This window comes from Vibrio lentus, assembly GCF_030409755.1.
Classification (GTDB): domain Bacteria; phylum Pseudomonadota; class Gammaproteobacteria; order Enterobacterales; family Vibrionaceae; genus Vibrio; species Vibrio lentus.
This window is the reverse complement of record NZ_JAUFQE010000002.1, coordinates 785447-810236: the sequence shown is the minus strand read 5'-3', so window position 1 is coordinate 810236 and position 24790 is coordinate 785447. Positions and strand designations below refer to the sequence as shown.

Sequence of the window (24790 nt, the reverse complement as noted above, 5' to 3'; positions counted from 1 at the left end):
AAATGAAGAAATAATTAAATAAATTCAATTTACTAATTACACAATCATCAATATTTAGTTTAAACACCCTCGCCTTATTTACATATATCGAGCCCTGAATAATTTAATTAATATACAAAGGTCAATTCACACTTCCTCAGCGTGAAAACAGACTTAAAAATCATAAAAAATGCCGCTCATTTAGGGAGCGGCATGTAATGTTGAATTGGCTTTTAGAACTCGTACTGGAAGTAAACGGTGTTGTAGTTACTGCCGCCTTTGATACGACCAAACTGAGAGGCGTTTTCAAAGATCGCAGAACGATGATGCAACGAGTAGCCGAACCACAAGTTGTTCAAATCGTTCTTACCGATTAAGTCGCCGACGTTCACATCAAATGAGAAGTCTAAGTAGTTCAACAGATGACTCGCAGTATACCCTTTGCGGTCCATCTCAGAGCCTTCGATATACGTAATCGAATCGATGTAAGACATACCTTCTGCTACACCAACACGCCACTGGGTTGGCCAATCAAAGGTGTAGTACGCTTTGATTGCAATGATGTATTCAGTACTGCTGGATTGAACGTCTGAACTCCAGTGGTGCGCGATACCCGGCGTTAGGTAGATATCCAACGGGAAACCAAAGATCTCATCAGTTAAAGGGTGACCATAAAAGAACGATGTGAGTTGGTTGTTGTATTCGTCTTTCTCCGCGTTGAACTTCATGATATCGCCAATGTTCGATGGCGTTGCCCAACCGTGTGCCACACGCAGATAAGGTGCATTGCTTAGCTTAGGTTTCGGCGCTTTCTCTTTATCATTAAAAAAGCCAAAGCCGAAGTAGAGTTCACCTTGGTAACGGTCTTCAATAATTGATGAATCGTAGGCGTTGTCATCCAATCGAGTCACACTGGTTGAACCCAATAAGTACAAGTTCGAAACCACATGGTAACGCGCTTCTACACCGACATTAAGGTCGACACCTGCGCCAATGGTTTCGCCCGCAGCAGAATAGTATTCACTGTTGAAATCGGCACTTTTGTAACGCAACGTAGCGCTCGGAGAAAACTCCCAATCACCGGTTTCATACTTGGCTTTTGCACGCAGGTTACCGTGGAAGTTGTATTCACTGTCACTCATAATTTCCGTTTCGACGCCCCATTGCTCATCAAGTTGATAAGTCAATTGAGCACCGAAATCGGCGGTATCACCTTCTATAGCATTTTGCTCTGAAGCTGGGATATCAATAAAACGCATACGAGAAATAGCGTTCAGTGACCACTTTTCATCATCGGCTTGATAGAGGTATGCGCCCATTTCAGTGCCGTCGATAAATACGTAATCGTTCTTGAAGAACAACATCGGCACAAACGAGTTAACCGATTGGTCACCACCAGACGTGTCGTAAGGAATGCTCGCAGTACGGAACATTGCGGCAATGCCCCATTCTTGCTCTTCAGCAGCCCACGCCACGCTATTACCTAGAAAAGCGTTACCTAATAAAACCGCCCCATACGAAATGAGCTTCGGTGAAAATTTGTGCTTCATTCTTGTGTCATTGCTCTTTGTAATAAATATTGTGTTACTGAATAGACATTTATTGGCCATGCCAGCCAACTAATTTTAGGTTTGATCGACATTGACCGTTACAATGTAGAATATTCTCGGTTAAATGAAAGTATTGTGAAAGTCTCAGAATTACAAAACATTATAGACCACTTACCCAATGATTCCGACCCAGATATCGTTATGGGCGAGGAATGGTTGCCAGAGCGATTGGTCAATACAAAGTTAGACGGTGAGCTGCTGTTTATGGAGTTCGATAACGCCCCTGAAGAAAACCAAGGGGACGACGAAGGCCGTGGCTTTGTTGAGCACGAGATTGCTATGATTCGAGAAAAACTTGAACAGTTGTTAGACGAACCTTCCGATACCAAGACTAAAGCCGATGCCCTATTGGCAATATTTCTAATGGGTCATGAACTTTCTAGCTCAGAAGTTATCGAAGTTCTTGAAACAACAGAAGCTGAGATGGATGAGTCTGAGGTTACGGAGCTCGAAGCAAATGAGCCTGATATAGTGCTACCGGCAACATCTGAGCTCGAAATTAACGAGCCTCAAACACTAGAACTCGAAACCTCTGCTCTTGAAACAGAACATCACCTCCAACGATTTAGGAACCGCATTGAAACGCTCGACGATATCATCTCTTCCCTTATTGCTTGCTGGCCCAATTTTAAGAAAAACCACCGCAACTGAGGTGGTACTCTGGATAGTCACCAGCGCCCCACTTTCGGGCACAACTCAACTATTCAATGCAGAGCAAGAGACGCCTTTTTATTCGTCATCACTCGATGAGCAAGAATCGATACAAGTCGGCACACACGCTTGGGTCACCTTGATTCATTTACAGGGTGAGTTTCCCACCAACGTTCCGTTGGAATATCAAATAGAGACCGAGCAAGGTTCAATCACTGAGCTGGCACCGCATTTGATTTACAAGGACACGCGAACCAACAACGACAGTTCTCGAATCGAATTTAAGATATCGACCACTGCTGACTACATTTTGCATGGCTCTTGTCGTAACCCACACCATCCGAGCAAAGACAGCCTAGTCGCAGCAGACAACAAAATCGCAAATCAAACGGTACTTGAACGACCGGATATGTTGATGATGAGCGGCGACCAAATCTACGCTGACCATGTGGCAGGCCCAACGCTGGATGCCATTCAGCAAGTGATTCAGTTGCTTGGTCTGATTGGTGAAGCATTACCAACGGATTCACAGGTTAACCAAATCAATAGCAGCGATGCCTTGTTTGAGAGCGAATATCACCTTTATCAGCGTCATCACCTACTGCCACACCACAACACTTCGGATTCGCTGCTCGATAAGTTATTCCCTAAACGCGGGATTCCTATCTTTAGCTCGACCGATTGTGAGAATCACTTAGTCACCTTGTCTGAATTCATCGCGATGTACCTGCTGGTTTGGTCCCCGACCTTGTGGCAATGCATCAACCGTGAGCGATTAATCGACAATGATTTCAAGCAGGCTGATCGTCAATTAACACCTGCCGAGCAACAACAGTGGCGTGACGAAAGCGTTATCATTGATGACTTCGTAGCAGGCTTGCCACAAGTGCAGCGATTGTTCGCTCATATTCCGACTTACATGATCTTCGATGACCACGATGTCACTGATGATTGGAACCTAACCGTAGGTTGGGAACATGCCGTCGATCAAAATCGCTTTGCGACTCAAGTGATTGGCAATGGCCTTGTAGCCTATTGGATGTGCCAAGGCTGGGGTAACGCGCCAGAGAAGTTCAGCAGCGAATTCATTGAGCAGACCAAACAGCTTTTCTCTCCGGTGATTAGCAGTAACGAAAGCGAAAGCAGTGGCGAAGATAATGATGAAAGCTATGTCGAAAATAATGGCAAAAACAACGGCAATCTCAGTAAGAATATCGATCCCCAACAGCACCAACAATATTTAGAGATGATCGACCGCTTTGAAGAGTGGCATTACACCATCAACACGTCACCAAAAGTGATTGTGTTGGATACTCGGACACGTCGTTGGCGCTCAGAGTCCCGTATGAACAAGCCATCGGGTTTGATGGACTGGGAAGCGCTGACGGAATTTCAGCATCAATTGATTAATCAAGAAAAGGTGGTGATTGTTTCTGCTGCGCCAATGTTCGGCGTTAAGTTCATTGAAACACTACAAAAGATGGCGACTACAATAGGTAAGCCATTGATGATTGATGCTGAAAACTGGATGGCACACCCAGGCAGTGCTAACACGCTCATCAGTATCTTTACCCACACCAAAACGCCCACCAACTTTGTGGTGCTTTCTGGTGATGTTCACTACTCGTTTGCCTACGATATTAAGCTTAGGTATCGCCGAAACAGTCCGAACATTTACCAGATTACTTGTAGTGGTATCAAGAATCAGTTCCCTGCTCCATTGCTTAAATTCTGCGATGTGTGTGACCGATTATTGTATAGCCCGCGCTCAGTTCTTAACTATTTCACCAAGCGAAAGCGCCTAAGAATAGAGAAACGTAGCCCTGACAATCAGACCTTTTATCGCCTTTCAAACCGCAGTGCCATTGGTGAGTTAAGGTTAGATAGCGACGGGAAGCCACAGGCGATTACGACGTTAAGTGGCGACGGTAAAATTACCCGTTTCCCTGAACCAGATTGATAAAGTGTTCCTTATTGCTGACCTCTTCGTAATGTCAGTTTTAAGTAAAGACGCTTGCGATCACACTCTGTAGGCCCAATAGTAATAATATTCACCATAACTGGAATGCTCTTATGTTTAACTCACTTACCTCGTTATTTAAACAATTAGTTGAAGGCTCTGATTTGGGTAAAACACCCACCGCCTCACCTAACTTAGCTATCGCCAGCTTGTTATGCGAAGTGGCCGGTGCAGACCACGCAATCAACGAATCAGAACAAGAAGCCAAGCTTCACTTACTACAACGTTTGTTGAACATAACCGAAGAAGAATCCAAAGCCTTATTGGCGCAAGCTGAGCCTCAAGTTGAACAATCTGTTTCTCTGTACGATTTCACTTCTCAACTGCGAGAACTTTCGCAGCCAGTTCGCATAGACTTGATCAAAGCTATGTGGGAAGTCGCGCACGCCGATGGAGAGATTGACCCACTTGAAGATTCAGTAATTCGCAAAACAGCAGAACTGCTTTACGTTGACCACAAAGACTTCATCAAAAGTAAATTAAGCGTTCTGGGCGAAGATTAGACTCTGAACGGAATCAGCAGCGACGGCTCAATAAACCGTCGCTAATGGATTTGATGAGCCAGAGTCAAATTGATTTAAGCTGAACTATTATCTACAAGCTTGCTTAAAGAACGGGATATGAATTAGCGAAGTGCTCGCCCATATAGAATCCCTTTCAGTTCCAGAATTTTCCCATCTTTGGTCACATAAGCACCGCGCTGATCCGACACCATTACGCTACGCCTATTGTTGTGATGCTGAATAAAAAAATTCTTCACATTAAAGGTCTGCTGCCCGTGCGCTTGGTCTTGTGCAATCTGATAGAAATAGTAGTGATTGCCCCAACGTAAGAACACGCCAAAAAACTGCTTGGTCTGCACGACTTGACCGTTGATATCATAGCCAACATAACGCATCTTTGAACGGCCATTCTTAAGATCAAGCGTCAGCACTTCATAACCGACGTTTTCATAGATACCCTCAAACTGAAAAGCCCCTCGGGTCATCACACCGGAAATGACACCGAACAGTAAAATAGCAGACAAGGTAACCACGATAGGTAGCCAAAACTTACGCTTCATCGACCGTTCCTTCTGTTGCTTGGTTTATTCCCAGCCTATTAATTGGTTCGATCTCATAAAGCCCAACTTGCGCATCATTGCAGTGTGTCAATTTAAAGCTTGAGCTGATGTCTTTCCAGCCACTTTGGTTCAATATCACCACCTGTATGGCGCCGCAATCAGCACCCATACGATGCAGGTATATTGCTTCGACTCCAGGTTCAGCAATCGATGTTAAGTCCTCCACCAGCATCGAATCCAAGTTGACGCTATCGTGGTACACCGCAATCCCATTAATAGACGTTTTCTCCATAAAAAGCCAAGGAAAGACAACACCACGACCAACAACGCGCTCGCCGCAATACCAGCCGCTAACGGTACAAAATAGAGTTTGTTTTTGCCATTAGCTTGATTAAGTAATGAGTGACGCTTAGAAGAAGGCTTCTCTATAACATCAGAAACTTCGGTAGGATCTTTCACTACTTGTGGAGCGCTGCTAATTTCTAGTCGCTCTGGGGCTCTATCGCTAGGGTTGTTGATAAGCTCAGTCACTTGAGCCTCACCTTTATCTGGTGAAATAAAGCAATATCCTTCTTTTTGGACCGTGACAACTTTGCATTCCGAACCGACTGCTTTAAGCGCGGTACGAACGTTTTTAATTGCGACGTTAAGAGAACTGCTTGTTACCACTCTACCCGGCCAACAATGCTTTAGGAGGAACTCTCGCCCTATGGTTTGTGAACAATTATCCATCAAGTGCTTTAAAATTAAACATTCTGATGGGGATAAGGTCACATGCTTATTTAAAGAAAGGTTAAGCAGCTGTCGATTTTCAAGTTCAATAACCAAGCTATATTCTTGTATTTTATTATTCATAAGGTGAGTTAAATGCATTAAATAAACTCACCCTAGAATAACATGGAAATTTATTTTATTTCAAAATCATAACGTGAGTTTAAAACCAAGTTCACTGATATTTACACTAGCAAACCCTAATTTAACGGCATTAAGTTCATTAGCAATTTCAAGTGCATGTTGTTTATCTCGTGCTAATACAGCAATCGAATAGATAGGTCTGATCATCGCCATTTGATTAGCTTGAGCTTCTGCAATCGCTTGGTTTTTTAAATAGGCCGAAGTAATAACGCCTTCAGCACTCCAGTCCACCACCTTTTGCAAATCAACGCTGATTATTTTGTCTGCTATTAATTGATCTTCTGGCTCTTTCCAAGATAACTCAATCGCATAATTTTTAAACGCAACTTCAGTATCTAACCACTTGCTTCCGATATCTCTCACCTCTGTTATTTCTGCTAACTCTTTAAATTGAAGAGGAAGATTACCAATAACACGTCGAACTTCTTCTTCGCTGTCTGCTTCCATTACAAATTTAATGATTGGAAATGCTTGATCGCCAATAAAGCTTTCAGAGATAAACATGTCGTGAATTAGCCCTGCATCAATCAGATTAGCAAACGCCTTTTTCTGAGTAGGCATGGCATCAAATACCGCTTGGGCGTCTTGTGTTTTCCATGCAACGGAAACACCATAAGCCGCAGAATAACTGCTGACAGAGAACAAAAAGCTAAAAAGAACTAAAAACAATCGTGGTACATATTTCATTTAAACAAACTCTCAATTAGTGGCGAATAACTTCGTAAAGATTAGGATCGGCAGTCACACCCTTAATATCGAGTGCAGGCAGTTGTTTTCTCATCACAGAGATAGCGTCGATAAAATGCTTCTGGCTTTCCCAATTGGCAACGTTCACATACAGGTAGGTGGCATCAGCGCTTAGTGAGCGGTGCAGCGTGGTAGAGATGTATCCTGGTTGTTCAATGAGTACATCCCTAGCGCTTTCCCAATACGCTAACGTTTCAGTTTCTTTACTAGTTTCAACTGAGAAGGTGTTAATAAGTACAACGGGCTGAGCTAAAACTAAGGGGCTCACACTCAACAAACTCAACGCAATGGCTCGTTTAATCAAACTCTTGATGTTCTTCATGTCGTTCTCCGTGGGTTAGATTCGACCACGCTAACAGAGATAAAACCGCCATCAAGAGCAATACGAACGATTTAATATTAATTAAATCGATACGTTATTATTAATATTAAACATTCGGTGAACATATTCATAACACACGCCAGATAAATATAATAAATCGAACAACACTAATAATGGAATATCGTATGAACCAAGAAATAATACAAAATAGAATAAACAAACACGAAAATAACAAAGTCGATTCATTACATTGGGCAATGTTGTGTGCTGTTATGATGACCTTAACGCTTGGGTTTATATCAAGCCGATTGCTCCCCTTCCCAGATAAATACCCAACAATATTAATACATCAGATTTTTGGGTCTGTTATTTTGGTGTTGATCAACATACTGATTGCAAGAATGCTCGCTAAACCGAAAAGAGGTGAACGTCGATTTACCATCCCTAGAGTAGTTCAACTTATTCAGGCGCTGACGGATCCCCTCATAATTTCCCTAGTCCTGCGTTGTGTGTGAGCCTTTGATATTCGAACATTCCCCATTGATATTGGGATTCATTAATTTGATATCGCCGATGATTTCGTACCTCTCTCCCTAGACGAGGTATGGATAGAACTCGGCGGTGTTTAATGCTGTTGGCTTGGAAGTCAAAATGCCATTTGGCTTGTACTGCAATTAGGCCATTCCACCACATCAAGATTTCAGCGAGCAACGCAATAAGAAGCAGGATATCTAATCGCTTAGTACAGCGAGTTCTGTTGTGACGAAGTGCGATCCCATAGGCGGTACTCTTTAGATCGCGGAAGGCTTCTTCTATCTGCATACGCTTGGCGTACAGATTGGTAATTTGTACTTCATTTAAGATATGTCGAGGGACATTAGTCGCGAGTAGCCACGGCTCCTTTGCACTGCGTTGATAGAGATGTGTAGCGGAGTGTTTTTGGCTGGTTCTACTATGGCGCTGGGCTTTTCGGCCTTTTTCTAATCCCTTATAAACATAGGCTTCACAAGATATCGGTGATCTCTTTGCTAATAAGCAGTTGCCAAGATATTTGGGTTTATGGACAGCGTTTGGATAAAAGGTTTTATTTGAGACCCAAGGTTTTTGAGGTTGTTTGATTGATACTTCACCTCGGACACGACCTAACCAAAACCAACCTTTCTCCTGAACTTGGCGGAACCAAGTATTTCTAAAACCCGCATCAGAAACGATGATCGGACTGATTTTATTCGGCAAAATACTCTGCAATTTATCGAGGAATGTTTGGTGACTTTTCGGTGAATTGTATTGGCCATACTCAAAAACTTGTTCAAAGATTGTGACGGCTCGACCATCAAGTGCAACGGATGCTCTTAACGTCATATAACGAAGTTGTTCACGAACATCAGACCAATCCACAAGGATCACAGGGCATGGGTTAGCGCCCGTTATTAAGTAGGCATGCCATTTATAAATAAGGTCTTTTTCACGATGTAGTTGGCGATTTCCAAGCAGTCTATCAACGCGTTTGATCGCATGTTTTACCGTGGTATTAGTTTCTAGTTTGCGACCTAGTTTAGTCAGCGTTAAGTCTGAGCCGTCAAGTACACTTTTTGTAGCAAGTATCAGAGAACTAACGCGTTTTTTGTGAATGGAGGGGCATTGGTTTTGTATGGTTTGTTGTAGAATCTGAATGTCGCGCATTATTAACCCACTTGTTCGAAATGTGTGTTCAGCGATATTCATTAGATCAAAGACGGCGATGCACGTCTACCTCATTGTTTTTAAGCCTGATTATGAGGGGATTCGCAAGATTCAGGCGGTAACACTGACCTTTATTGCGGTATCGGGTTTAAGTATCGCATTGATTGATACACCGATATTCAGTGTTTACTCATGGGTATTTAGTGAAGGGGCAACAAAAAGAGAGATGGTTAGCCTATTGTTTTTTATTCATGCGACTGCAATTAAGGTGTTCATGTCGTTGGTAACGTTACATGTGTTAGGCGCGATGAAGCATCACTTTTTCGATAAAGGCGATAAGTTAAAAAACATGCTTGGTAAATAGTTAGGTTGAATTAGGCACTAGATTAAATAAGGAAACAGGCTGAAAATCTTTCCTTGAATAACAAAAAACCACCTAGTTTTCATATAGAGACTCAGATCGTATAGAAACTCAGAAGGTGGCTTTTGTTGTCTGTTGTTTTTTTCAGAGACCGAACGCTTTTAAAAGCTAAAGCATCGTCAATGTCAGTTTCGCGAGGTTATAAGCATCGACATAACCCGAGTGCTGACGACCTTCCCACTCAATGTTCTTAGCTTCTTGAGCGGCACGATGTCCGATACGTTTCTCTTTAAGGCGGTTTTGAACGCGGTAAAGTGTGGCGATATTCAAGAACTCGCTAAACGGCGGTTCGATGCCTTTCTCTATACATTCCTTATGTAAGATAAGGTCATCACGCCCCCAAGCGGCATAGATTTTCTTTGGGCCACCGAAGTTCTTAATCATCGATTTAATCACCGATTCTAAAGGGCGACCCTGCTTTTCTATCTTGCGAGGTGTGATACCTGTTAGCTCCGCACAAAACAGAGAGACTTCGTCTTTTTCAGGCTTAACGTAATATTGCGCGCGCTTCACGATGGTTCCAGATACAAGATCGATCTCAGCAAGACCCACTTCAATGATCTCTCCTGTTGTTCCTACACCATCTTTGCTCCAACAGCACATTTCTAAATCGAAACATACCACTCGATTGTGATTCATACGTCGCCCAATTCTTTCATCAAAAGTTTTTTGAAATTGTACATGAGCCCAATAAAGAACTCGACCCCAGTTGCATCAAGTGCTCATTTAGCCTGCAATTGTGACTCTATTTCGGCCATTTGACTTACTTTGGTAGAGCATGCTGTCCGCTTTTTGCATAATCTCTTCAGAGTCCTCACCGTCACGAATGGCTGCACCGATACTCAAAGTACAACTTAACTGTCGACCTTTGTGTTCACAATGAGAGTGACTTACGGTGTTGATAATGCAGTCTAAGTAACGATTCAGGGCTTCATGGTTTGAGATGCTAGAAATAATGCAAAACTCATCACCACCTAAGCGGAACAGGTCGTCCCCTTCTTTCAAGTTCACCGAGATCAGTTTGATGACATGAATAAGTAAGGCATCACCTGCAGGGTGGCCAAATTGATCATTAATGCCTTTGAACTTATCGATATCAAACCCAACGAGACTAAAGGGCTGGTTTCGCTCAATGGCTTTGTCTAGCTTCTTATTGAACGCGCGTCGGTTATAAATTTCCGTCAGGCTGTCGTGATCAGCTAAGAAGCGAAGTTCTTCAGTTCGCTTATTCAGCATCCGATACAAACGCTCTTTCTCTCTGATTTGCATGTTAACGATATACGCCAACAACAATGAGATGGTTGTACCGACCAATGCGATGCCTGTTAACACCAAATAGCCATAAAAAGAGATGCATGAATCTATCTTGTACTCAACCTTCCAGTCACGGTTGGTCAGTGCGATTGTCTTGGTTATGTGGTGCCCAGATACCGCGTCATAGCCATCAGTTTCGAACAATATTGGCGAATCTTCCGCTTCGAATCCAGTATCGGTAACACGAACATAAACATCCATATCACCCACCGCAGACGCCAGCAGATTTTCAAAGTAATACGTAGTGCGAACCACACCAATCACAACACCGAGTAAATTGTCGCTTTCGCCTTCAAACACAGGGTGATAAACCAACATGCCACTCTTTGGTGTCTCTTGTTCTAAGCCATCTTGTATCAAGCGAACCTTGTCTGAAATATTCGCTTCGCGTGTCTGTTTAATGTTTTCTAAGACAAGCTTAAATCGCTCGCGAGAAGAGTAAAAACCGAGGACTCTATCGTTCGCTGGGGTATTGGGATAGATATCGCTGGCGATAAAAGCTGGCGCGCCATCTAAGATGTAGCCATAGGTTTTTGCTTCATGCTTCGGGATGGTGAATAGCTTATAGAATGGGTACTTTTCTTCCATTTTAGCCGTGTGTTCAGCAATCTCATCTACTGACACTTTTTGCATCCACTGCAAACCGATTAGACTCTTTGAATCGTTAATGGTTTGTTGAGCAAAGCGGTCGAATTTATCCCAGTTCTCGGGATCATTGGAATAGAAAAAATTAGCGCCGGAACCTATGTAAGCTACATCATTACCGATAAATGCTTCCAAGCTCAGGGTCTGATGATTAGCAAAACTATTCAAATTCATATTCAGTGCGCGATTTTGGTTCAGCGCGACTAAGATAAAACACAACACAGTAATCAAAAAACTGACCGCAAATACGACCAATGGGAGAGTTCGTCTCTTCAACCCTGTTAATGGGTCGGTGGTGTGAGGCATATAGGTTCCAAATAGGCTCTAATGAGTTGAAAGTATATAACGGAAGAGAATCGTGCTCCATTTCTGTTTAGTCTTAAAACTGACATAAAACGGGCATAGTTTACTTCTCGCTTACATCAGAGACCAATATTCAGACAAATCTCGGCTAAATTTCAAGCTAACACGCCAAAAACCCACTTAATCGAAAACATTAAATACCACTCTTAAGCCTTGAATATGCTAGTATCCACCCATATTTATAGCTTGAAAGTGACCGTTTCGGACTTGTACCATCGTGTTTCTTTCCAACCTGTATATTCCTTTAAACCGACGAATATACCGTTAAATCAATTTTAAAGAGAAATCACTATGATCGTTGATTTGAACCTAATCCCACAGACGTTTGATATGCTTCACGCAGGCCTAACTGCATCAAGCGTTTTACTACTGTTAATTGCCGTTTCTCGTAAAACCAAAGTGGTTGAGAAAGTCGTAGAAAAACCAGTAGAGAAAATCGTTGAAGTTGAAAAGCAAGTTGAAAAAATTGTCGAAGTAGAGAAAGTTGTTGAAGTAGAAAAAGTGATCGAGAAAGTCGTTGAAGTTGAATCTAAGCTAGCAACAGCACCGACAGATTCTGCAATGCAACTTCTGTCTATCATGCAACAAGAAGCGCGTTTAATCGACTTCCTAAAAGAAGACCTGACTTCGTTCTCTGATGAAGAAGTTGGTGCAGCAGCACGTGTTATTCACACTGGCGGTAAAAAAGTACTAACAGACTACGTAACGCTGTCTCACATCCGCACAGAAGATGAAGAAACGCGCATCACAGTTGTTGAAGGCTTCAACCCACAAGAAATTCGCCTAACAGGCAACGTAACGGGCAATGCACCGTTCAATGGCACATTGGTTCACAAAGGTTGGAAAGCAACTGACATGAACCTGCCTAAACTTGCTGAGAACTACGATGCATCTGTGATTGCACCGGCAGAGGTGGAGCTATAATGGAACACCAAACTCAGCCATCATCGCACGAGTCATCTGCACAGACGCATTCTCAAGAGCAACATCAGGCGCCTAAGTTCAGTGTTGGTATCGATTTAGGTACAACACACTGCGTTTTGTCTTACATCGACACAACCAATGAAGATGCTCGTGTAGAGGTGATGCAAATCCCTCAGCTAACTGCACCTGGTACAGTAGAAACTCGCAGCCAACTAGGCTCGTTCCTATACCAGCCACACGAACATGAAATGAATGCGGGTTCTCGCGTTCTGCCTTGGTCTTCTGAGCCTAAAGCACTGGTTGGTGCTATTGCTCGTAACCTTGGTTCTAAAACCCCTATCCGCTTGGTCGCAAGTGCTAAATCTTGGCTATGCCACGGTGGTGTGAACCGTCGCGATGCGTTTCTTCCTGCAGGTAGCCCTGAAGAAGTTGAAAAAGTATCTCCGCTTAAGACAACTGAGTTGTACCTAGAGCACCTGAAAGATGCTTGGAACCACGCTAACCCAGAACACAAACTGGCAGACCAAGATGTAACGATCACCGTTCCAGCTTCGTTTGATCCTGCGGCTCGTGACCTAACGGCTGAGGCTGCACGTAATGTTGGTTTTACTCACCTAACGCTTCTAGAAGAGCCACAAGCGGCTCTTTACAGCTGGATTGATAACAGCAACGATACATGGCGTGATGAAGTGAATGTTGGCGACATCGTTCTTGTTGTCGATATCGGTGGTGGTACAACTGACCTTTCGTTAGTTGAAGTAACACAAGATGAAGGCAACCTAAGTCTGAACCGTATCGCAGTAGGTGAACACATCCTACTTGGCGGCGACAACATGGACTTAGCGTTAGCTTACCGTCTGAAAATGAAACTGGCTCAAGAAGGCAAAGAACTGGCTCCTTGGCAGGTTCAAGCGATGACTCATGCATGTCGTGATGCGAAAGAAGCACTGTTAAACGATGCTGACCTTCAATCTGTGCCGATCGTTGTTCCAAGCCGTGGCTCTAAGCTACTTGGCGCAACACTGAAAACAGAACTGACTCAGCAAGAAGTACAACAAACATTGGTTGACGGCTTCTTCCCACAAGTCGCTGTAACGGATCACCCGGTACAGAAAACTCGTGGTGCACTGACTCAAATGGGTCTGCCTTACGCTCAAGACGCAGGTATTACTCGTCACATTGCCGCATTCCTTTCTAAACAAGCGAACGCGCTTTCTGGAAACAGCGAAACGGCTCAACAAGATTTCAACCCATTTGCAAACATGCCCGGTATGCCCGGTACAGAAGCGCAAGGGTCAGAAGCGCCAGCGGCAGACTTCATCAAACCAACAGCGGTACTGTTCAATGGTGGTGTTCTAAAATCTAACCTACTTGCTGATCGTCTTTCAGACACGATCAATGAATGGCTAATTAACGCAGACGCTGAATTCGCTAAACAGCTTTCAGGCTTAGACTTAGACCTAGCGGTTGCAAGTGGCGCTTCTTACTACGGCGCAGTACGTCGTGGCCAAGGCGTTCGTATCCGCGGTGGCATCGCTTCTTCTTACTACGTAGGAATTGAAAGCGCGATGCCAGCTATCCCAGGTATGGCTCCTCCGATGGAAGCTCTGTGTGTTGCACCATTTGGTATGGAAGAAGGCTCAAGCGTTCAAGTGCCTAGCCAAGAGTTCGGTCTAGTGATTGGTCAGCCAGTACACTTCCAATTCTTCGGTTCAACAACACGTCGTGAAGACCAAGCAGGTACGCACCTTGATCACTGGGCTCCAGAAGATCTTGATGAACTTCCTGAAATCCAAGTGACACTGCCTGTTTCTGAAGGTCGTCGCGAAGGTGAAGTGGTTCCGGTGACTTTAGCGTCTCGTGTTACTGAATTAGGCACGTTATACCTAGAAGCGATTGCCACTGACAATGGTCAGAAATGGCACGTTGAGTTCGACGTTCGTGAAGATACGAATAGCGACTCAAACGAACAAGCATAATGAATCAACGGCACCTTAACGGGTGCCGTTACTTTATCAATGCGATTCCCTAGCCCTGTATTAAAAGCATTCCAAAGACAATAATAAGACCAAGACTATCCATTAACTGGTCATCACTTTGGCAGAATAAGGTTTTGTATGGCATCTCCTCGTTTTTTAGTCGGCATTGACTTAGGTACAACCAACACTGTGGTTGCCTACTGTGAAATCAACGACGACCTACAACATGCTCCCGTTTCTCTTTTCGATATTGACCAACTCATCGGCCCCGGTGAAGTGGTTCGCAAGCCGCTACTTCCTTCATTTCGTTACCATCCGGCACAAGGTCAGATCTCCCCTTCCGATCTCACTATGCCTTGGGAACCGAGCTTGGTTGAAGGTGATATTCAAAACGTCATCGTTGGTGAGTGGGCTCGCGAACTGGGCGCAAAAGTTGAAGGCCGCCAAGTATCCAGTGCTAAGAGCTGGTTATCTCACCAAGCAGTTGATCGTAACTCCGACATTCTGCCTTGGGCAGGCGCAACTGACGTCGATAAGGTCTCTCCTGTTGTCGCAAGCGCAAGCTACCTGAACCACATCCGTCAAGCATGGAACTACCGTAACCCAAGCAATAAGCTTGAAGACCAAGACGTTGTAGTAACTGTTCCCGCTTCATTCGATGAGACAGCACGTAAGCTGACACTCGAAGCGGCAGAACTGGCGGGCTTAGGTAAGATTCTGTTACTCGAAGAGCCACAAGCCGTTTGTTATGACTGGTACGCCCGTCATCAAAAAACCGCTGCAGACGAACTTCAACAGATCCCGCTGATTCTAGTGTGTGATGTTGGTGGCGGTACTACCGATTTAAGTTTGATCGAAGCTAGCTTCAACTCAAGCAATGGCAATGACCAAGAACTCGCACTCGACCGTATCGGCGTTGGTGAGCACTTGATGCTCGGGGGTGATAACCTCGATTTAGCCCTTGCTCACCTTGCAGAACAACGCTTCAATCAAAACAAAAAGCTGAATGCGTCTAGCCTAACCAAGCTTATTCAGCAAACTCGCGCCGCAAAAGAGAGCCTGCTTTCTGCTAATGCGCCAGACGATGTGAAGATCACCATGCTGGGCAGCGGTTCAAAACTGCTTGGCGGTACGAAGAGTATTGGTTTAACCAAGCAAGAAGTTCATCAGATTGCTCTGGAAGGTTTCTTCCCACTTTCTGAGTTCACTGAAGTGCCAGACAAACGCCGCAGCGCGGTGGTTGAGTTCGGCCTACCCTACGCAGCAGATCCTGCGGTAAGTAAGCACGTTGCCGAATTCCTAGCGACACACCAGCAAGTATCAAAAGCGGCACTAGAGAAATCTGGAACAATCGAATTTGATGAGACAAAACCGGCGATTCCTGTTGGTGTACTACTCAACGGCGGTGTATTCAACAGTGAGCTTGTCACTGAACGTATTACTCAGTTACTTGGCAATTGGAACGGTGCACCAATCACCGTCTTAGATAACCCTCACCCTGACTGGTCTGTAGCCCTTGGTGCTGTAGCTTTTGGTAAAGCACGCCGTGGTGCACAGCTGAAAATTGGTGGTGGTGCCGCTCGTTCTTACTTCTTGCATTTACAAGAGAAGAACAAGATGGGTAAAGCACTTTGTCTGCTTGCTAAAGGGACTGAAGAAGGCCAAGAGATACGTTTGAACAGCCGTCGTTTCTCACTGACTTTGGGTGAGCCCGTACGTTTCAATCTACTGACTTCAACGCACGATCAAATTGCTCACGACACTGCCATTCAAAACGGCGTGATGGTCAATGTGGATGCCGACTTGTTCTCCCCTCTTCCACCTTATATTTCTACGCTGGAAGGATCAGGCACTGCAGAGCTTCAGGCCAACCAAAAAGAGCGTGTTGAAGTGTTGCTTGCTTGTCAGTTAACCGAAGTCGGCACATTGAAAATGGAGTGTGTGAGTACGGAAGATGACACCAAGCGTTGGTTGCTTGAGTTCGAAGTCAGAAACAAGCAAGGCGATGAATCCGACAACTCTAAACTTCATCCAAGATTGGATGAGTGTAAGGAGTTGATTTCTCGTCTGTACAGTGGCAACAAGAAAAGTGCTGAGTCTAAAGAGATCAAAACGCTGGCCAAAGCTCTTGAGAAACGACTTGGTAAGCGCGAAGAGTGGGACTTTACGACTCTCCGTCACCTGTTTGATTCGTTCTCATTAGGTCGTAAACGTCGTCGTCGCTCTGAAGCGCACGAGAAAAACTGGCTGCGTTTAGCGGGTTACTCTATGCGGCCTGGCTTTGGTGCTCCAACTGACTCATGGCGTATCGAACAAATTTGGAGCCTCTACCAACAAAATATCCAATTCCAGAACCATCAAGGTTGGACAGATTGGTGGGTATTCTGGCGTCGAGTTGCGGGTGGCCTGAATCAAGAGCAGCAAGAGAGCATCTTGGCTGATATCGCGAAGTACCTTCACCCAGGTGCAATGAAGAACCCTAAAACGGCTAAAGATGCACAAGACAATGGTTATGAAGCCATGGTGAGATTGGCAGCGTCACTTGAACAACTGGAAGTGGAAGACAAGGTTCTATTAGCGACTTGGTTCTTAAGCAAAGCGATTAACCATAATCAGTTCGAACAAGCTCACTGGTGGGCTCTGGGTCGCTTAGCGTCTCGTACACCTTTGTACGGAAGCCAACACAGCGTAATTCCAAGAGAGCAAGCAGAACAGTGGTTACCAAAGCTGCTTGACCAGAATTGGCAGAAAGAGCAGATGATTGCCTTCGCGGCTGTGATGATTTGTCGTAAGACGGGTGACCGACAGTTCGATATCTCTGATGACTACCGTGCTCAGGTTCTTGAAAAATTAAAGCAAAGCAAGGTGCCAGAGTCTTGGCTAACGCTAGTAAGTGAAGTTACTGAGCTTTCTGAGAGCGAGTCTAAGCGCGTGTTTGGTGATGCATTACCAAGCGGTTTAAGCCTGATCAATAGCTAGCTTTAAAACGATTAGCTTTAGTTGTTAATGAGTAAAGAAGCTAACGAGAAAAGAAAAAGCCACTTTCGGTTCGTTGAAAGTGGCTTTTTTATTGGTGGCTTAAGACTGGTATGTTTAATCGACTTATAGCTTTTTGGTTAAGAGCCTTAGCCGTGTTGCAGTTAATCATTATTAATGTTTCGTTCCGGTTGGGTTAATAGGAAATTCGGTGTTTTCATAGATGTCTGATAACTTTTTCGGTTTCTTCTCTTTCTCTCCATTCTTAGATTGATTATGAGTTTCGCTTAAAAGCCATTGCTCATGCATTTTTGCCGAATCCAGAAAATCCGGATCCTCCATTGCTTCCTTGCGAAGTTTATTTACACGTTCGAGAGTATCCCAAATCATAATACTTCACCTCCACTAAGGCTACACTTCCCAATATAGAGCTCCCCCCTATTGATTCAATATTTTCCGGTTAAACCATAACGAATTTGTGATTTACATATCGAAAACAGCTTTATAAGTGAATTATTCAAACAGATAAACCACTTATTTTTATTAAAAAATAAATATGGTCATGATGATTTTTTGAATGTTTTTATAAATGCACCACCTAGGGGTTACACCTTTGTCTTATTAAAAATACAAATAGAAGGAAATACATTATTTCAGATTGCAAAGGTGAAAATTTGACATTAGAGTCAACAGTATGACATTCCAAAAAGGTGATCATTTATGCCATTTACCAATATATATCAATCCAGTTCTAAATATGCCATCAATGATCTAGTTAAAGAAATGGACCTCTCTTTATGGAAAAGTATGCTCAACAACATAGCAGAAGTGCTTAATGCGCCGGCTGTAGGGCTTATTCTTACGTCAAAAGTTGGATTCCAAAACATTGCTATGTCTTCATCACCAGGCGTAAAAGCAAACCCCGGAAAAATCATCCCTAGAGACATCAATTTGTACTGTAAGAAAGTGATGGAAACCAAGGCCATGCTTTATGTACAAAATGCTTCCGGTAAAGAGGAGTGGAGCGACAACCCAGAACTGACACAAATGGGTTACGTTTCTTATCTTGGCTTACCCATCTTCCAATCAGACGGCAGAATGTTTGCGACACTTTGTGCCCTAGACACTAAAGAGACCTCTTATAAGCCGATACAGATAAATTTAATGGAGAGTATTAGTGCTCTATTAGAGAGGGAGGTTCACATTGCTGAGCGGGTACGAAAATTAAAATACACTTCTAATCATGACGAGTTAACTCAGGTTTTTAATAGGCGAGCCATATTAAGTGAATCCCCTAAATTCATCGATAATGCCATAGATAGTGGAGTTAGCATTGGAGCTGCCTATTTTGATATTGATGGTCTTAAGCATGTCAATGACAACTTCGGACATAATATTGGCGACCAATATATAAAGTCGTTCTCTCATTCACTTCAGTACAACACCCGCAAGGAAGATATTTGTGGAAGGCTTGGAGGAGATGAATTTATCTTATTATGTAGAGACGTCACAGAAAGCTCCTTAAATAAGATTCTAAGCCGAATACAATCAGACTTTAACAAACACTCTCAAAAACTAGGTATAGATTGCCATGCTACCTTTAGTCATGGTTCACTCATTTTCTCATCAAATATTCCAGCCATAGAAGAGTTAATACGACTAGCAGACACGCAGATGTATGAAAACAAAATGAGTAAACGTTATGCTCAGCTCTAATAAAAAAGCGAGCACTAGGCTCGCTTTTCTTCAGCTATACATACGTTCTAAAGCTTAAGCTCGGTTACCAATTTTAACGGTGCCGTTTGTTGCAAACCAAAGTGCTTCTGAACGACGGCGACCTAGTAAAATTGGGCCATCATCGTAGAACAAAAAGTTCTTCCAGTGCTTCTTAAAAACTGACCATTTAGTTTCGAGAATGTTATACTTTTCATAACAAAAATAAACAGTTACGTCATCTTGCCAATCAATGAAGTTAAGGATCTCTTCTGGCATTTCAGGCTCATCGGCTTCCCAATTTGCCATCCAGCTGATCTCTTCGTTCCAGTTGGATGCCTTGCTTGGCCAGTCTTGTGAACTTAGTCTTTCTGCGTCCGGGCTTTGAGGGCTTACGTTCTCTTTCCAAAACTGAGACGCCCTTGCCTGTGTCATTGGTTTAATCTTTTCCAAGTCCTCTGCCGGTAATGGCATCGACTGGTGAGTAAAAATCCATTTTCTTTGGTATTCGTCCAAAGTTGTATATGACATCAAAATTCCTCAAATTTCTTCTTAGGCTTATGGATTACCATGCCTATATGCTCTTTTTGATACAGTGACGGTTTCATTTTATCTATGTTCGTCACTGCCTCTAAATCTGTATTTACGTTTAATTGATACTTACACGTAATGACTCTTGGTATCTAAACAGCGCGCCTATCTTCCCAGTTCGGGTTAACTAGTGCAGTCAGTATATGGTCTTCCCATTTACCGTTGATCTGCAAATAATCTTTGGCAAAGCCTTCACGAACAAAACCTAAATATTCCAACACACCAGCGCTACGCTCATTATGAGGCATATAACCCGCCATCAAACGATGCATGTTCTGAACATCAAACATATAGTCCTTTGCCATGCTTAAGCCTCTGCGCATGTAACCGTGGCCTTGTGCACTTTCAGCAAGCGAATAGCCCACGTTACACGCATAGAAAGGGAATCGAGACAGATTACTGAATGAAATGGTGCCCAACATTTCGTTGGTGTCATCATTAACAAGCAAACAGTAATAACCTAGCCCCATTTTATGAAGTTCGTTTAGCTTAATCAGGCGCTGCGCCCAACCCGTTCTATCAAAAAACGCATCTTCACGAATTGGTTCCCAAGGCTTAAGGTACTCTCGGTTAGTTTGAAAGTAATCACTGATCATGTTCGCATCATCTATCTCAGCGGTACGTAGAATCAGGTTTCCATCGCGCTTATAAATGCGTTCTGGTGTGCTCAAATCTTCCATAATCATGTTCTTATTCGATCAGTTCTTTCTGATACCGTAATCGCGAAGTTTGTTCGCAATTGAGGTGTGAGAAACATTCAGACGTTTTGCCAACTTTCGGCTCGATGGGAACGACTGATACAGCTTCTCTAGAATCTGCGACTCGTAGTCTTTCATGATCTCATCGAGTGAACCGTCTAAGCTTAAGTTCGCCATTCCTGCCGTCATAGTTTCTAGTTGAGGCAAGTGGAATTGCTCAACGGTTAACGTGTCTGAATCTAACTCAGTTAATGCACGCAGCACCATGTTGTCTAACTGACGAATGTTGCCCGGCCATTGGTAGTTCCCTAACTGATCGATAAGTTCTACCGTCAGTTTTGGTTTTAACATGCCCAATTGCTGTGCGTATTTTGCGACAAAGAGTTCCAACAAAGGTGCTACGTCGTTTGAGCGTTCACGCAGTGCCGGAATAGACAGAGTCAAAACGTTTAAACGGTAGAACAGGTCTTCACGGAATGAACCAGAGTCAGCTAATTCAGAAAGTCGATGACGTGTTGAAGCGATAATACGCACATCGGCGTGCATCTCTTCTTCTTCGCCTACACGTCGGAATGAACCATCTTGTAGGAAACGCAACAGTTTGATTTGTAGATGCGGGCTCATCTCGCCGATCTCATCTAAAAATACCGTACCGCCATTCGCTTGTTCGAAAATGCCTTTATGACCTTGTTCATGGTTAAATGAACCCGGTGCATGACCAAACAACTCAGTTTCAGCCACATCATCAGGCATTGATGCACAGCTTAGAATCAAGAATGGGAAAGACGCTCGGTTCGAACGGTTATGACACGCTTTAGCCAACATCTCTTTGCCCGTACCTGTGTCCCCTTCAATAAGTAGAGGCTGATCCAGCATAGCCAATTTCTTAGCTTGGCTGATCAAGGCTTTATGGCGATTAGAGACACCAACAAAGTGTTCAAAACCTAGGTTGTTCTGTTCAGGGATTGAATCTGGCGAATTCATCTCTTGATTACAAGAACGAATCGTCATTACTGCGCTCGCCAGTACCGCTTCGTTAACGTCACCGCCAAGATAAATCGGCAGTATCTCGATAGAGAAGTCCAAACCTTCTAACACCACGACTTCACGATGGCGCGTTACATCGCCTTCGATCCAACGAGCAAAGTTAAAGCTAGGCACAAACGTCGCTAGCGGCTCACCGATGACTTCGTCTTCTTGCTTGCCGAATAGGTTCAATGCAGCGTGGTTCGCCATGTCGACTGAGCCTTTAAGGTCAATCGCAATCACGGGATCTGGCAGGTTAGCCAGCAGAGCAATCAGCTCGGTATTATGCCTTTCGCTCGGCATAAATTGGATTTTACGTACATCCTTCACACCTGAAATTCGGCGAATTTCAGCCATAAGTTCACTAAAAGCATCAAAATTAATATCAGGGCAGTTTAGGTAAATAATGCCTTTAACATCAATTTCGATTCCTCTTAAATCAATGCTTTTTGAGGCCAAGATATCGAGCAACTCACGCGTTAAGCCGAGTCTGTCTTCACACAATACTTCAAGACGCACAAATAGTCCTATTATAGGTGTCAGGATAAGTTGACAGTAGTGTGGATTAAGCTCTGAGTTCAGTCAAGAAGAAGAGTAAACATATGTTTACCCTTCTTCTCAAACTATTGATCTTTCAATACTTTATTTGAGAGTGATACACTTTATTTCAGAAAGGACAGCTTTGCGGAGGTCTGATAGTTTTACTTTTCGGTCATTGTGCCAAGGCATAGGTCGAAGCAATGACATCGCTTTCAGACCAAGTCGTGCAGTAAGAATACCAACACCAAGACCCTGCCCTGCTCGAGCTGAGACTTTACCCGCAAGATCCATCGAGACTAAGTCCATACTCGCATCAATCGCCAGCTCACTCGCCCCTGCCGCTGCCATGTTGATTAACACCAACTTGAACAACTTAATGCGAGACCAATAGCCAAGCTCAATACCATAGACGTCGGCAAGCTTGTCTATCATAGTGAAATTACGCCATGCCACCAGCAACATATCAGCAGCAGCCAACGGGCTCACAGCAACCAAGGCCGCGGATTCCGTCGAGAACTTAGTGACGATTTGAGTAGCGACCTTATCTTGCTGACTCACGACCAACGCATCGTACATATCCAACACTTCAGCATCGCTGTGCGCCGGATTAATACTATTTCGCCACTTATCGTACGAAGGAGACTCAGCCACTATACCGCCCTGCTTAGCAATGTTTTCACAGAACGCTTTACCTTTACCAACACTCTGGCTTTGCAGTAGCTCTTCACTCTGCTCTTGCACACTAAAATGGTCTTTCAGCGAACGCAGCTTCCACAACTCTTTGCCTATTGCGCCTAAACCTAATGAAGCAATGGCAGCGATGAAGCCTGCCCAACCTAAAGCTAGCCAGTCAGCGGTTTGAATAGCAGTAATGACAGAGTCAATCGCTTGCCAGCCAACCAGACCGGAGAAAGCGACCAGTAAACCCGTTCCAAACCACTTTTTCTTTTTGCTCGGTCGAATCACTTGTTCCAATTGCAGCTCAGCGTCACCATCAAGGTCGTTTTCCACTTGTGGAGCGACGGGCACAAACTTCTCTTGTTCCGTAAATAGTTGTTGGGCACCCAAGTCTGGACTAATTTCATTCTTATCAGGCTCGTCGAACGAGGTCTTCAACGGTTCATCAAAGACCTGCTTTGTTTTCAATTCACTCATTTTGATTGCCTCAATTACTTCAACTTGTCGCCAATGAGATACTCTAAAACCTTGTCGACTCTCAGATGCTGACAAGGCTCATCGGAGTGTTGCTCCATAGGCCTAAAGCTCGTGAAATCAAACTGGTTATTTTCCCAATACTGTTTGTTCGGCAGTTTGCGCGGTACCTCACCCGGATACATGGTTTGAGGCTCGTTGTTTAAAGTGACACCTTGCAGTGCTGGAACATTGTCTGAACCCGACGAAATATATCCCGCACTGGTCGCTTGAATAGACGCGATGCTCATACAACTCATGTCGATATGTTCAAACGCCGCCTGTTGCCAAGCAGGGTGTACCATCTGCTGTAACAGTGATACTAAGTTCGGATGTTGATCCGGTGTCACATGGTCAGCTTTGGTGGCTGCAAACAAAATCTTGTCGATCTTCGGTGCAAACAAGCGTCTTAGCATATTGCTTCGCCCGTACTTAAAGCTCTTCAATAACTGTTCTAATGCACCACGCATGTCCATGAAAGAGTCATAGCCTGCGTTAAGTGGTTGTAAGCAATCCACCAGCACGATTTGTCTGTCGAACGTGGCAAAGTGATTCTTGTAGAACGCTTTCACGACCTTCTGTTGGTACTCTTCATAACGAGCTTTTAGCACTGCATAGTTGCTGGTTTTCGAGAACTTACCCTCGGGCGCAGCACACGGGAAGAATTGCAGCACAGGCGCACCTTCAAGCTCACCCGGCAATACGAATCGACCCGGTTGTACCCAGTGCAATCCGTTATCCTTACAAGTATGAAGGTACTGAGTATAGCTATCGGCAATCGCGACCAGTTTCTTTTCGTCGGCTTCGGCTAGCAAGTCAATGCCACCACGCATTGTGTTCCACTGTTGCGAGTAGGTTTCTCGATCGCCTTTCAACGCGGCGAATTGGGATTGGCTCCAAGTATCAAAGTCCATATCCAGCAAAGGTAAATCAAGTAGCCACTCACCCGGATAATCGACAATATCGAGATAAAGGGTGCTGTTTTTACTCAGCAGCTTCTTTGCGCCTTTAGCTGGCTTATATTTGATGGCTAGACGAATCTCACTGACATCGCGCGTCGGCACTGGCCATTCTGGTGGCTGCGCATTCAAAGATTCCATCGCTTCATCATAAGAGAAGCGTGGGATCATCATGTTGTGTTGCGGAATGCGTTTAGCGCCAATAATTCTTCCGTCTCTCGCCGATGCAAGTAGAGGCAGATTTTTGTGGGTAGACGTATGAAGAAGCTGATTAACCAGCGAAGTAATGAAGGCTGTCTTACCCGCACGAGAAAGCCCCGTGACCGCTACTCGAATGTGAGAATCCGTTCCTCTGCTTATAAAGTCACTCATTTCTTGAGTTAGGTGTTTCATTTGAACGACTCCGTGATAGTTAGGCTAGCTGATTATGATAATAGAGAGGCAAGCCTATATGCTTTCC

Annotated in this window: 23 protein-coding genes and 2 pseudogenes; 10 read left to right on the top strand and 15 right to left on the bottom strand. The window is 44.1% G+C overall.

The genetic code is table 11. The features are described from left to right. Positions 1 to 212 precede the first annotated feature (212 nt). Positions 213 to 1529: a MipA/OmpV family protein gene (locus QWZ07_RS12020; RefSeq protein WP_192854546.1), complete on the bottom strand. Its 1317-nt coding sequence runs from the start codon at positions 1527 to 1529 to the stop codon at positions 213 to 215. A gap of 81 nt (positions 1530 to 1610) precedes the next feature. Between QWZ07_RS12020 and QWZ07_RS12015 the strand changes: the two genes are divergently transcribed. The 4 genes and pseudogenes from QWZ07_RS12015 (at position 1611) to QWZ07_RS12005 (ending at position 4763) form a co-directional block, all read left to right on the top strand. After that, entirely contained in the window at positions 1611 to 2240 is a 630-nt protein-coding gene (locus QWZ07_RS12015; protein WP_225998611.1) for a VC1380 family protein, read from the top strand. Continuing rightward, positions 2167 to 3354: pseudogene (locus QWZ07_RS26485) on the top strand (alkaline phosphatase family protein); the annotation flags it as partial. The gene QWZ07_RS12015 and the pseudogene QWZ07_RS26485, both read left to right, overlap by 74 nt. A 96-nt stretch (positions 3355 to 3450) precedes the next feature. Next, positions 3451 to 4200 (top strand): annotated as a pseudogene (locus QWZ07_RS26480) (alkaline phosphatase D family protein); the annotation flags it as partial. Positions 4201 to 4313: 113 nt separating this feature from the next. After that, the gene (locus QWZ07_RS12005; protein ID WP_017109705.1) at positions 4314 to 4763 is read left to right on the top strand and encodes a tellurite resistance TerB family protein; all 450 of its coding nucleotides are present in this window, start codon (positions 4314 to 4316) and stop codon (positions 4761 to 4763) included. A gap of 122 nt (positions 4764 to 4885) precedes the next feature. On the opposite strand, the gene QWZ07_RS12000 is transcribed toward QWZ07_RS12005, so the two are convergent. From QWZ07_RS12000 to QWZ07_RS11980, 5 genes are read right to left on the bottom strand one after another with little or no spacing between them, the layout of a single operon-like run. Further along, on the bottom strand, positions 4886 to 5323 hold the full coding sequence (locus tag QWZ07_RS12000) for a hypothetical protein (RefSeq protein ID WP_102362410.1): 438 nt from the start codon (positions 5321 to 5323) through the stop codon (positions 4886 to 4888). Continuing rightward, positions 5313 to 5564, bottom strand: a complete 252-nt coding sequence (locus tag QWZ07_RS11995) for a hypothetical protein (protein WP_290255208.1) — start codon at positions 5562 to 5564, stop codon at positions 5313 to 5315. Before QWZ07_RS11995 ends, QWZ07_RS12000 begins: the two co-directional genes overlap by 11 nt. Then, the gene (locus QWZ07_RS11990; RefSeq protein WP_290255206.1) at positions 5537 to 6196 is read right to left on the bottom strand and encodes a winged helix-turn-helix domain-containing protein; all 660 of its coding nucleotides are present in this window, start codon (positions 6194 to 6196) and stop codon (positions 5537 to 5539) included. The genes QWZ07_RS11995 and QWZ07_RS11990 overlap by 28 nt, the downstream gene beginning before the upstream one ends. Before the next feature lie 48 nt (positions 6197 to 6244). Further along, positions 6245 to 6925, bottom strand: coding sequence for a hypothetical protein (locus tag QWZ07_RS11985; protein ID WP_192854541.1), 681 nt, complete (start codon positions 6923 to 6925; stop codon positions 6245 to 6247). A gap of 16 nt (positions 6926 to 6941) precedes the next feature. Then, positions 6942 to 7298: an antibiotic biosynthesis monooxygenase family protein gene (locus tag QWZ07_RS11980; protein WP_029223381.1), complete on the bottom strand. Its 357-nt coding sequence runs from the start codon at positions 7296 to 7298 to the stop codon at positions 6942 to 6944. Positions 7299 to 7492: 194 nt separating this feature from the next. Here QWZ07_RS11980 and QWZ07_RS11975 point away from each other — a divergent pair, with 194 nt between their 5' ends. Then, on the top strand, positions 7493 to 7822 hold the full coding sequence (locus QWZ07_RS11975) for a hypothetical protein (RefSeq protein ID WP_225998609.1): 330 nt from the start codon (positions 7493 to 7495) through the stop codon (positions 7820 to 7822). Here QWZ07_RS11975 and QWZ07_RS11970 read toward each other — a convergent pair. Then, positions 7791 to 8990 (bottom strand): IS4 family transposase, encoded by a 1200-nt coding sequence (locus QWZ07_RS11970; protein WP_132982278.1) that lies wholly within the window; start codon positions 8988 to 8990, stop codon positions 7791 to 7793. The two genes, QWZ07_RS11975 and QWZ07_RS11970, sit on opposite strands and share 32 nt — an antisense overlap. On the opposite strand from QWZ07_RS11970, the gene QWZ07_RS11965 reads away from it, so the two are divergent. Then, positions 8980 to 9354, top strand: coding sequence for a cytochrome b/b6 domain-containing protein (locus QWZ07_RS11965; RefSeq protein ID WP_261890848.1), 375 nt, complete (start codon positions 8980 to 8982; stop codon positions 9352 to 9354). The two genes, QWZ07_RS11970 and QWZ07_RS11965, sit on opposite strands and share 11 nt — an antisense overlap. A 165-nt stretch (positions 9355 to 9519) precedes the next feature. On the opposite strand, the gene QWZ07_RS11960 is transcribed toward QWZ07_RS11965, so the two are convergent. Both QWZ07_RS11960 and QWZ07_RS11955 read right to left on the bottom strand, forming a co-directional pair. Then, on the bottom strand, positions 9520 to 10050 hold the full coding sequence (locus QWZ07_RS11960; RefSeq protein ID WP_017109700.1) for a 3'-5' exonuclease: 531 nt from the start codon (positions 10048 to 10050) through the stop codon (positions 9520 to 9522). Between the two features lie 87 nt (positions 10051 to 10137). Continuing rightward, on the bottom strand, positions 10138 to 11676 hold the full coding sequence (locus QWZ07_RS11955; protein WP_192853787.1) for a sensor domain-containing diguanylate cyclase: 1539 nt from the start codon (positions 11674 to 11676) through the stop codon (positions 10138 to 10140). 348 nt (positions 11677 to 12024) lie between these two features. On the opposite strand from QWZ07_RS11955, the gene QWZ07_RS11950 reads away from it, so the two are divergent. The 3 genes from QWZ07_RS11950 (at position 12025) to QWZ07_RS11940 (ending at position 17615) form a co-directional block, all read left to right on the top strand. After that, positions 12025 to 12657, top strand: coding sequence for a DUF2760 domain-containing protein (locus QWZ07_RS11950; RefSeq protein WP_192853788.1), 633 nt, complete (start codon positions 12025 to 12027; stop codon positions 12655 to 12657). Further along, positions 12657 to 14636 (top strand): Hsp70 family protein, encoded by a 1980-nt coding sequence (locus QWZ07_RS11945; protein ID WP_192853789.1) that lies wholly within the window; start codon positions 12657 to 12659, stop codon positions 14634 to 14636. The genes QWZ07_RS11950 and QWZ07_RS11945 overlap by 1 nt, the downstream gene beginning before the upstream one ends. 138 nt (positions 14637 to 14774) lie before the next feature. Then, the gene (locus tag QWZ07_RS11940) at positions 14775 to 17615 is read left to right on the top strand and encodes an Hsp70 family protein (protein ID WP_192853790.1); all 2841 of its coding nucleotides are present in this window, start codon (positions 14775 to 14777) and stop codon (positions 17613 to 17615) included. 171 nt (positions 17616 to 17786) lie between these two features. On the opposite strand, the gene QWZ07_RS11935 is transcribed toward QWZ07_RS11940, so the two are convergent. Further along, positions 17787 to 18002 (bottom strand): hypothetical protein, encoded by a 216-nt coding sequence (locus QWZ07_RS11935; RefSeq protein ID WP_017108192.1) that lies wholly within the window; start codon positions 18000 to 18002, stop codon positions 17787 to 17789. 330 nt (positions 18003 to 18332) lie between these two features. On the opposite strand from QWZ07_RS11935, the gene QWZ07_RS11930 reads away from it, so the two are divergent. Next, a complete protein-coding gene (locus tag QWZ07_RS11930; protein ID WP_192853791.1) occupies positions 18333 to 19328 on the top strand; it encodes a sensor domain-containing diguanylate cyclase in 996 nt (331 codons plus the stop codon). 54 nt (positions 19329 to 19382) lie between these two features. On the opposite strand, the gene QWZ07_RS11925 is transcribed toward QWZ07_RS11930, so the two are convergent. The 5 genes from QWZ07_RS11925 to QWZ07_RS11905 all read right to left on the bottom strand — a co-directional run bounded on the left by QWZ07_RS11925 (position 19383) and on the right by QWZ07_RS11905 (position 24723). Beyond that, positions 19383 to 19856 carry a DUF2947 domain-containing protein gene (locus tag QWZ07_RS11925; RefSeq protein ID WP_029223379.1) on the bottom strand — a complete coding sequence of 158 codons (474 nt, stop codon included), beginning with the start codon at positions 19854 to 19856 and terminating at the stop codon, positions 19383 to 19385. A gap of 152 nt (positions 19857 to 20008) precedes the next feature. Continuing rightward, positions 20009 to 20596 (bottom strand): ribosomal protein S5-alanine N-acetyltransferase, encoded by a 588-nt coding sequence (rimJ, locus tag QWZ07_RS11920; protein WP_192853792.1) that lies wholly within the window; start codon positions 20594 to 20596, stop codon positions 20009 to 20011. Between the two features lie 18 nt (positions 20597 to 20614). Beyond that, positions 20615 to 22159 (bottom strand): transcriptional regulator TyrR, encoded by a 1545-nt coding sequence (tyrR, locus tag QWZ07_RS11915; protein ID WP_017108195.1) that lies wholly within the window; start codon positions 22157 to 22159, stop codon positions 20615 to 20617. A 123-nt stretch (positions 22160 to 22282) separates the two neighbouring features. Beyond that, positions 22283 to 23335, bottom strand: a complete 1053-nt coding sequence (locus QWZ07_RS11910; RefSeq protein ID WP_192853793.1) for a YcjF family protein — start codon at positions 23333 to 23335, stop codon at positions 22283 to 22285. Positions 23336 to 23349: 14 nt separating this feature from the next. Continuing rightward, positions 23350 to 24723, bottom strand: coding sequence for a YcjX family GTP-binding protein (locus QWZ07_RS11905; protein ID WP_192853794.1), 1374 nt, complete (start codon positions 24721 to 24723; stop codon positions 23350 to 23352). Positions 24724 to 24790 lie beyond the last annotated feature (67 nt).